Source organism: Bacillus cereus group sp. BfR-BA-01356 (assembly GCF_022663635.1).
GTDB classification, from domain to species: domain Bacteria; phylum Bacillota; class Bacilli; order Bacillales; family Bacillaceae_G; genus Bacillus_A; species Bacillus_A cereus.
The window spans coordinates 1-9,723 of sequence record NZ_JAKUFX010000179.1; the positions used below are offsets into that span (position 1 = coordinate 1).

Below are 9,723 nucleotides of genomic sequence, written 5' to 3' on the forward strand. Positions count from 1 at the left end.
CTATTTTACTTTCACTTGCAAAAGCAGCTACTGGTGAAACTACAGTAGTTGTTGTCAGGGTTAAAAACGTCGATACAGCAAGTAGTTTATAAGGAAAATTATTATTCACTTCAATTCCTCCTATGAATATATATTGATTTTTAGTTTGTTTTTTCTTGTTTAAAAGCAATGTCTTTGGAAATGAATTCTGCGTCCTTATGAATATCATTCCAACTTTGTTTAGCAGCTTTTAAATCGTCAGGTATTAACGAAAGTTTATGTTCTTGCATTTGATCGATATTATCATATAAATCTTTATAATTAGCCCCCATTTTATTCCATTGTTGCTGAATACTTGTTAGAGACATGATTGCTTGGTCCACTGTCTGATACAAATATGTTAGAGTGTCCTTGGTATTAGTAAGTGAAATAACAGCTTGATTAGCCAGATCAGCTTTCATACTTAATTCTCCGATTTTATTCGAAATTTCATTATAAGAATTCATATGATTAGATGCCTCGACACCAGCAGCTGTTCCTAAACCGATACCAGCGGCTCCTAGAGCTGTAAGACCACCCACAACAGCTGGTGTAGCTGTACCACCCGTCACAACAATTACTACCGCTCCTGCAATCGTTCCAATAACTAAAATAGCAGCTCCTAATCCACCACCAATTGACCAGGCTAATACATTATCAAAATGTGATTTCTGTGTAGAACGTAAATTCTCAATTTCGGCCTGAAGTTGTGGGACTAGTGCTTGTTTTCCCGCTAATATAGCCGTCAATCCGCCCTGTCCATCTGGACCACCAACATTATTTTTAAAATCTACAGTATTTGTATACAACTTTGTTTTAAAAGCCTCTAACATCTTAATGACTTCCGTAACATTATTTGAATTTGTATGAATTGTATCGATTAAATCCCCTATTCCTTCTTTGAGGCTCACCTTATCTTTCTTTTTTACAGTGTCTACTAATGTGTCGTAATAGTTTTGAAATTGCTCATCATAATTTACAATATTACGTGCTGTTTTTTGAATGTTTGGCTTCGCTGTATCTAACCAGTAATTTGCATTGATTCGTGACAGTTCCTGATTTAGGTGAATATTTTTGATTAATTCTCCTCCTCCGGAACCTAAATCAATATTGGATAAATTTACATTCGGTTGCTTAATCATAGTTTTTGCGTACAAATCCATTACAAGAATATGAGAGCCTGTTTCAGCCAACGCTTTCTTTAATCCATCAGGTCCTAACGCATAATTTTCTATTTTCTGTTCCTGAGCTGTCTGTTCTTGTGCAAGTGCATGAATAGTACTACCATTCGTAGCAGTTATAACCGTTGCTAAAGTGGCTAAAGTTATAACCTTAAATGGAAATTTCATCATTTGATCTCCTCCTTATTTTCAGTTGCAATATAATCCTTTTGATAAACCTGTGTTCTTAATATTAGAATTTATAAACTTGTTCTTCGAGTTGAGTTGTTACACTTTTTAATCGTCTTAATGTATCTTTTTGAGACTGAGTGTTATTGGCATCAACTTCAGTCGATAATTTTGTAATACTATTATTTATTAGATCCAAATCCTCTTTGTAACGTTTCATTAGCTCAATTTCTCCATCTACTTGGTTAGCAAATGTATGCAAATCATTTTGCATGAAAAGAATCATTGATTTTTGTAAATCCGCTACAGTTAATTTAGTTGTTAAGTCATATAATTTCTGATTTTGTTTCTCTAAATCATTTAAATATGCACGTTGCTCTGCTGTTAGTTTATTAATTTCAGCAAAAGTATTATATGTTTTTTTTATTTTTTCAGGATCAATCACTTTCATAAGATCATACTCTTTCGTTTTTGTAACTGCAGCTGCAGCGATTTCACCTTTTTTACTTTTCTCTATTGCTTCACGTGCTTCTTTTTTGGCAGCCTCAATTTCTATAGCTGATTTTCCCTTTTCTTTTGCTTCTTGCTCTGCTTTCTTCTCTGCGTCTACAATAGCATTGTTTATTTCTTTTCCTTTGTTATACGCTACTACTGCTGTTTGAGCAGCCGGTTCAATGATATCTTTCGATAGACTATAAATTTCTTGGAATACCTTTAGCCCTTGTTCATTTAAGGCTCCTGGTAATAATGCTATTTGCTGTAAATCATTTTGAATTGATTTTTTTGTATCTAGCATTTCATTTTTTAACTTATCTATTTTTCCTGTTCCCTCTGAATTAAGGACACTCTGTGCTTTTGCCACATCAGTATCAAGATTTTTCACCTTTTTATCTAACTGTAGTTTTAGATCTGTTAACTCATTAATTTGACGTTGCACACTTTCTTGGTTTGTTATGGTCATGTCTTGAAGGACTTCCAGTCTATCTGTAAACCCTTCTTTATCTTCCTTATTATCTACAAATCCTTTTAATGTTGGATAATAACTATTAAATTTAGTTACAAATCCTTTACTTTTTGAATTTAATAGAATTAATTTGGGATAAAGTTCGGATGACCACTCTTTCATATCTTGTTTAATTAGAAATTGAGTTGTATTTAAAGATGGAACTTCTACAAGTTGTACATTCGGACTTGCTAAGGCTCCATCGACAAAGGTTTGTGTTAATTTGGAGTGTGCACCTATTTTTCGTAACGCTGAGGAAATATCTATATTATCTTGTTTTGTTTCTGCTTGAACGATTGGCGTTGCGAGAGTATTGATAGGAATAGTCGCTCCGGTAACAATTGATGTTATTAAAAATCCTGTCATAATTTTATTCTTCATTCCTTACACCTCTTCACTATTGTTTTTTACAAGTTTTGATCGTAAATGTTGTACAACCTAACGTTAGGATTTCTTCACACACACTTGAGGATGAAAAATTTTTCAAAAGAGTAAGTGCATCTCGTTTTTTTCTTTATTTTTAATAGAATATAAGGTCCTTACTTCCCCCCCATTTTAATCACTATATTTTTCATAAGTAAACTAGAAAATCGTATATCTTATGTTTGATTTTTCTGACATTAAATCTTTTGTTTTTTCCTAATTATATTCAAAAAGTTTTCATATTAGTATCACTTCAGGAATTGATACCATTTCACTGCTATAATTAAACATAAAATTTGTTGGTATTATTGAATCTTAATAAATTCTACACAAAAAAATGTTTTCGATATAACTTTATGGGATTTTATGTATTATGTACTTTATATGAATATGTACAATTGCATACTCATATAAAGTACTATCTTTGAATAACATACAAGGCAGTCACCATACCTCCCTATCAACTTAAGAGTTTTTACTCTCCCAGGTTTAAAAAGGTTGTTATTTCTAAAATTTAACTAGAAATGAAAAATTAAATAGGCTGTATAAAAGTGAAGATATACTTACTTTTATACAGCCTATTTATTACATCTTATCAATAATAACCTGTCTTTTATACCACCGATTCAGCTTCTCCTTAGCAACACCTGAAAGACGCTTAGTCTTTTGGTTGTAGAATCTTGAAAGAGTAGGTTGGGATATGCCTATCTCTTCTGAAAGCTCCCTCATTGTAATACTCTTCTTCGTATGCAAAAATACAATCTTTTCACGGATGAAATGTTCACTTTCATCTACACTTATAGACTTACTTTCTTTCTTGGCAACAATTGTTTCTGCTTGTATTATATTAATATTTTTCTTTTTGGCCAAACTCTCCATTGAATTCATTAACTCTTTAGGTGGTAATATCCTAATACCTAACTGCGAGTAATAATTTTTAAACCAATTCTTCTTTGTTAATTGCTCTTCATCTAAGCCATTTTCATACTCCCAATGAGAAATAACCTTTTCACGTTCTAGATCCATTAAGACATTTTCTAATTGGTCTCTAATTCTATTAGGTTTTTGATTCTGTTTAATATCCATTACTGCTAATAGCCCTTTATCCCCACCTATAGAATAAGGCCTGCTTAAACTAGAAAACATTTGTCGAATTCTCCACTGCCATGTCAAATATCGAATTAATCTTTTATGGTATTTATGTCGATAACTATTGTATTCGAGTGCCTTTTTGGAAAGTAATGAAGTTGTACTACTTGAACCGTATAAGTAGCTTGACAAGAAACTACCTGGTTTAATTCGACATGACTCTATTCCCATGTATTCATTTGTATTTTTATCTCTCCAAAGAACTACTGAATCTAGTACAAATAGTCTCTTTATGATCTCACGCTTGACTTCGTAATGTTTACCGGGCTCTGCACGATCATTTAAGACTACAACCTCATTTTCATCATTAAGGTATATAAAAATACTTGCTAAAGCAGCAATTCTTTTAGCAACTTTAATCTTATCTTCAGCTCGATAATATTCAACTCCATTAGCTTTTGCCTTAGGAATACTACACATTTCTAAAACTTGTTCATATGAAAAATCTATGAACTCATCTGGTGATTTGGCTTCATTCAACCATTGAATAGTGATAGAATCAAGACAATCTGCTGTTAAGTCATCCATATTACTCATAACACCATCCACAAGTGTATTCCACCGAGCTGCTTCCTCTATGTTTGTTAATCTTAAATCCTCATCTTTATGTGAAGAAAGTTGGGCTAGCCCATTACTATCCTTTGTTTCAATTGGGTATGACTTTATTTTCGTTTCTTCATCCTCTTCAAATTGATTTTTCGCAATTCCATCTCTTAATTTATAATAAACAGCAGAGTTATTAACCTCATAATAATCATTTATTTTTACCTGATTATCATTTTCTAACGGAATAGATTCCATTTCATTAGTACCCTTTATAGGCTTTAAAAACTCCTGATGAATAAATAAATCTATTGCTTCTTGTATTTCCTCTTTATATTGATCTATTTCTGTGAATATTTGTAATGAAGAAATTCCTCTTTTTTGCTGCTTTTCAAGCCATTGTACTAGCATTGAAAAGGAAGGAGAAAGATATGAAGAAGTTACTATCTTGCTGTTATCTTCTTTCACATCCTTATAATAAGCATTCCATTTATTCCATAATGTCTCGTCATCTTTATAAAGTGGTTCCGATATTAATAATGCATCACGAAACAATTGTAGAACATTATCCATATGTTCCCCTCCTTCTTCATTAAATTTTAAACTCTTTGTATTTCAAGTTGAAATAATATAGCTATATGAATTCCCTTATATAAAAACTGAAAAGCTATCAGAATTTTCTCGCTTACATTTTCACTATTCATGACTTTTCATCACGTAGCATTGAAGTTTCTTCTTTTATTTATTATATAAAACAACAACAATTTGTAAAACATCACTCATGTGAAGTCTATTTTTTAATAACATTAGCACTGTTAAATATGGTTATGTTTATATCAATATGAAAATCTATAGCGGTATCATGTCCCTTTCGACATAAAGATGAAAAATGTATCAATATTTTTATTGAAAATAATAAATGAAAAAATTCTTTCATAAAACTCTTCATCCTTGATATAAAAGGATTTTCTCTATCATTTTAATATTAAATATGAAAACTTATAGCGATATCATGTCCCTTTCAGAATTATCTTGAAAGGCTTAAAAACACCTATATATCAATGTTTTTATTACTTTTTTCATTTTATTAGTTCTATTCCCCTACATGAAAACTTATAGCGGTATCATGTCCTTTTTTAAAAAAACATGAAATGTAAAACAGCTGTATTGTGTCCCTTTTGAAAACTCTATTTTTTGATATAATCCCTATTAAATCAACATTTCAAAGTTATTTCTATAAATTCACCATACATAGAAAGATGAAAATTCACAGCGGTATCATGTCCCTTTTTCTATAATATAAATTCATAATAATCATTATTAAATCAAGTGTAACAAAGGTTTTCATTCCTGATTCTTTACTTTCTAGAAAGATGAAAATTCACAGCGATATCATGTCCTTTATTTTTTTTGCATATTTATGAAATACCTTGGGGCTCTAAGCTTCAAGGCACTTTTCATCTTTTCATATTTCTTCTTAAAGGGGGGCATTTTTACTTTTTTCGATTTGCTATAATCAAAATTGGTATATTTTATAGTATTTTGACATATATTTCTGAATTTGTAGAACGGAGGTGAAAAAGATGGGGAAATCATTTGTGGTACGTAATCAACGTAGCTTAAATGGTGCATCAACAAACGCAGTTTTAGTAACACTCAAATCTTGGCAAAAGCTTGTGGAAGCATTTGAGGAGAAGTACTACAGTTATAAAGATACTTATTTAGAAGATATTCTACAGCACATGACATACGAAGATCGTATTGCTGATGTGGACGGATTTGTCGAAAAAGCCAAACCATCTTTTTCACGTCGAGCAATGTCTACACTGGCAGAAAAAACTGGAAGAAAGCACAAATTATACGGCATTACGAATGCTGATCTCGAAGTATTTTTATATCTACATAAGAAATGCTTTACTAATGGTGTCATTCCAAATGTAACCATACATATGATGTGGGAAGATTACAAGCAGTATAAAGAAGAATTTGCTTATATCCAACACTCTCAATTCTATATTGCTTTGAAAAAGTTAAGCTTACATAACATTATCTCCATTGAAAATGGAATTGATGGTCGTTACACAATTAAACTCACTCATTTTCTGAATGAGGAAACAGAAAAAGCAAATCCGTACGTATATATTAGTCCTGTTGTATTTACAAAAGCTTTCTTTAAGCTATCTGTAGCGGCTAAGAAGCTATTCTTAGATATCGCAATGCAACAACATACAGAAATAACGTTAAAGCGTTCATTAGATAAGCATGACGAAAGAGGCAATAAAACCCACTTCGGCGGGATGTATCGTTTCTTACATAAAAAATATCCGCATCAAATCCGTGCGGTTATCGATGAATTAACAATTACATTACCATGTACGGGTAGTCCCCTATTCAAAATTTGCAAAATGCAAAAAGGTGTAAAGCATACAAAACGATATACGACATTATATCTGTCTATCCATTCAGACTTTTTATGTACGAAAGAATCTGGAGAAGAACAATACAGGGATCCGTTTACACCAAGAGCTACCTATGCTCGTAAAGCGAAATTCATTGAATCACTTCTACAAGAAATGAATATCGGTGAACTGTCTGCAGACATGAATAAGTTCATTCATGTCTTAAAGCATACTTGTCATCGTCAAATTCGCAGTGTCATTCGTGGGCTTCGTGATATGGTTGATCGAAAAGAAGGATATCCAACGAAAATTGTATATACATTGAAAAAATTATTGCATCAGACATCTCAATATCAAATTCTTGATACAGCAGCGAAAGAAGGTCTCTACCCTCTTATTGCACAACATATACCAAAAGAGAGAAATAGTGACCGTGAGAAAGCTGTCTTTAAATTTAGTCTACATTATTCTATGTACTCTCTTCATAACATTAAGAAGATGTTTAGAAATGTACATGCACTACTGAAGCAGAAGTTTGCAGTACCAGTAACAGAAGAGTCTTATCACCGTAATTATATAAAATACCAGGAAGAAACGTTATTTAGAAAATATGCATATGATCAGGGAGTGAATCTCCATGCATATATCGCTTTAGAAATTGAAATGCGTGAAAAACTAACAGTTCGTGGCCATAAAGAACGCACAATTCCAAGTGATGTGCGCGAATGGTTTATCGAGGCAATTGATAAGCTGCCACAAGAAAAATTTCGTGTTATTGAGCTACCAAAGCAGTTTAATTTACTAGAATTTATGCGTACCTTCGAACGTTTAGTACGTGCCGGTGTAACAATAACAGCTCCAGATCAGGTGCTAACCGCAATGGAAATAAAATAATAGCAACAAGCTCTCTATTTTTGAAAAAATCGAAAGTGGAGGGCTATTCGTGTTTGGTTTATTCCGCCCTTTTTTTACTAATCTATTTATAAATACATAACTAGAAGGACTTCATGTAAAATGGAGTCTTTTTTTATGCATTTCTATATAAATCCTCTTCTACCTATAGTAGAATCTCCACACTACACATTAAGTATTCTTTACGTGTAGTAAAATATCCAATTTTATATCTACAAAAAATCAGAAGGATATTAATAAAAATAGTAGATATGAGGACAAATATGATCAAATGTGAATACTATTTTACTAATATTGTTGGGAATACTAGTGCTATTGAATTTATCTAATAAAAATCATCAATAATAATGTGAGTTATGTGTAAATACTATGTAATGTGAACAAATAGCTACATTCTCTGAACAAAATGTGGATAAATAAAACCCGGATACTTCCCTATTTACCAAAATAAAGAAAAAACACTCTATTTTAAAGGTTGAATAAATATAATATGATTTGTATCAATTTTTTTCCGATTTTATGTAGAAATATATAATTTTCTTTCTGCTTTTTTGTAGAATTGAAATTCTAATAATTATTAAATCTAGGGATACATTTTCTACTATTTATGATTTTTTACGTTCTAATATTAAATTTTTCCTTGTGAGAGTAGATCTCTTCCCCATTTTTGATAGCCTATAAAAGTTTTGTCTTTATTTCTTTTTAATATATAAGATATATATTTATAATAGATTTTATTATTACTAATAAGGTTGTTAATAAGATGTCAGACCTAATTGAAAATATTTGTAAAATCCGTTATAATAATGGTAATTAAACATATCATTACTCCCATGTAAAAGGACAAATCTACGAATCCTTATTAGGACGAGATTTGTCTTTTTTTCATTGAAAATAAAAAACAACATATCAAAAAGGAAAAGGGTTGTTTGTCCGTTTTCCTTTTTGATATGCCAGCAACCGAGCGTAGCAAAGGGCGGTAGCAGGTCTTTCACTTATTTTTTGTTATAATATATAATAAGAATTTAGGTGATTATAATGATCAAGGGTATTAGTTTAGAAGTAGCATTAGAAGCATTTTCTGCTTATTTAGCAGAAAATGGACGTAAACAATCTAGGGTTGAACGTTATAATTACGATATTAAAGGTTTTTATAAGTGACTAAGAGTAAATGAGAAACTCCTACATATCAAATCATGGAGTGAACTATCTAAAGAAAATTATTAGGAGTATTTCTATGAGCTAGAAAACAAGACACAGAATATGGCGGTTCTTAAATAAATTGAACATGTTTAAACTTCAGTATATGGTTTTCACCTCTCCTTAATTCCTGATCAATCACTAAGTGATAAGGATTTTATAATCGAAGCAGAAAAAAACTATTAAAACAAACTATACTTTCAACAAAAGGATTAACAGAAAGACAAGTTAAATATCGCCCTCTTATTATGGATAGAAACGCTTTTATAATAGATTTAGTAGTAAACTATGGGTTGTCCTTACAAGAGCTTGTATCGCCTAATATGAGCCATATACAGTTTGTTAGAAATACCTTAGTGGTTCGTGGTGAGAATGGCATAAATAGATATATCATTATAAAAGGATTATACGAAAATTATCTACAAGTACTTTAAAAAAAACCATAATTTTTCCTCCAGTTATATATATCGAATAGTAGCAAACAAACCTGACATTCTACCGAATATTATAATTTACAAATATAAGTATAACACACCTAAAACACTATAGGATGCCAAACAAAGCCTTAACCATTTGTTCCTCTATAGTTTAAAAAGAAAAAAGACATTGAAACAAACTGGTATTATCCCCTATAGGTAGACAGTAAAAAAGAGTCCATCTGATATGATGGACTCAATACTGTTTTATCTGGAGGGGATTTTTTTATGGCAAGAAAAGGACAATCATT

General features: G+C 31.3%; 4 protein-coding genes and 2 pseudogenes. 2 read left to right on the plus strand and 4 right to left on the minus strand.

Annotated elements, in window-relative coordinates:
* Positions 1 to 140: 140 nt before the first annotated feature.
* The 4 genes and pseudogenes from hblD to MR168_RS34010 form a co-directional block, all read right to left on the minus strand.
* A complete protein-coding gene (gene hblD, locus MR168_RS30705; RefSeq protein WP_086412590.1) occupies positions 141 to 1,370 on the minus strand; it encodes a hemolysin BL lytic component L1 in 1,230 nt (409 codons plus the stop codon).
* A 61-nt stretch (positions 1,371 to 1,431) separates the two neighbouring features.
* Positions 1,432 to 2,751 (minus strand): hemolysin BL lytic component L2, encoded by a 1,320-nt coding sequence (gene hblC / locus MR168_RS30710; RefSeq protein ID WP_086412589.1) that lies wholly within the window; start codon positions 2,749 to 2,751, stop codon positions 1,432 to 1,434.
* Between the two features lie 627 nt (positions 2,752 to 3,378).
* A complete protein-coding gene (locus tag MR168_RS30715) occupies positions 3,379 to 4,743 on the minus strand; it encodes a helix-turn-helix domain-containing protein (protein ID WP_373366278.1) in 1,365 nt (454 codons plus the stop codon).
* A 23-nt stretch (positions 4,744 to 4,766) separates the two neighbouring features.
* A pseudogene (locus MR168_RS34010) lies at positions 4,767 to 5,058 on the minus strand (XRE family transcriptional regulator); the annotation flags it as partial.
* Positions 5,059 to 6,068: 1,010 nt separating this feature from the next.
* On the opposite strand from MR168_RS34010, the gene MR168_RS30720 reads away from it, so the two are divergent.
* Positions 6,069 to 7,778 (plus strand): hypothetical protein, encoded by a 1,710-nt coding sequence (locus MR168_RS30720; protein ID WP_153579183.1) that lies wholly within the window; start codon positions 6,069 to 6,071, stop codon positions 7,776 to 7,778.
* Between the two features lie 1,056 nt (positions 7,779 to 8,834).
* A pseudogene (locus tag MR168_RS30730) lies at positions 8,835 to 9,428 on the plus strand (integrase); the annotation flags it as partial.
* Between the last annotated feature and the right edge of the window lie 295 nt (positions 9,429 to 9,723).

Excerpts from the sequence above, each read along its gene's own strand:
- hblD (WP_086412590.1), bottom strand. The coding sequence starts at position 1,370 with ATGATGAAATTTCCATTTAAGGTTATAACTTTAGCCACTTTAGCAACG.
- hblC (WP_086412589.1), bottom strand. The coding sequence starts at position 2,751 with ATGAAGAATAAAATTATGACAGGATTTTTAATAACATCAATTGTTACC.
- MR168_RS30715 (WP_373366278.1), bottom strand. The coding sequence starts at position 4,743 with ATGGAATCTATTCCGTTAGAAAATGATAATCAGGTAAAAATAAATGAT.
- MR168_RS30720 (WP_153579183.1), top strand. The coding sequence starts at position 6,069 with ATGGGGAAATCATTTGTGGTACGTAATCAACGTAGCTTAAATGGTGCA.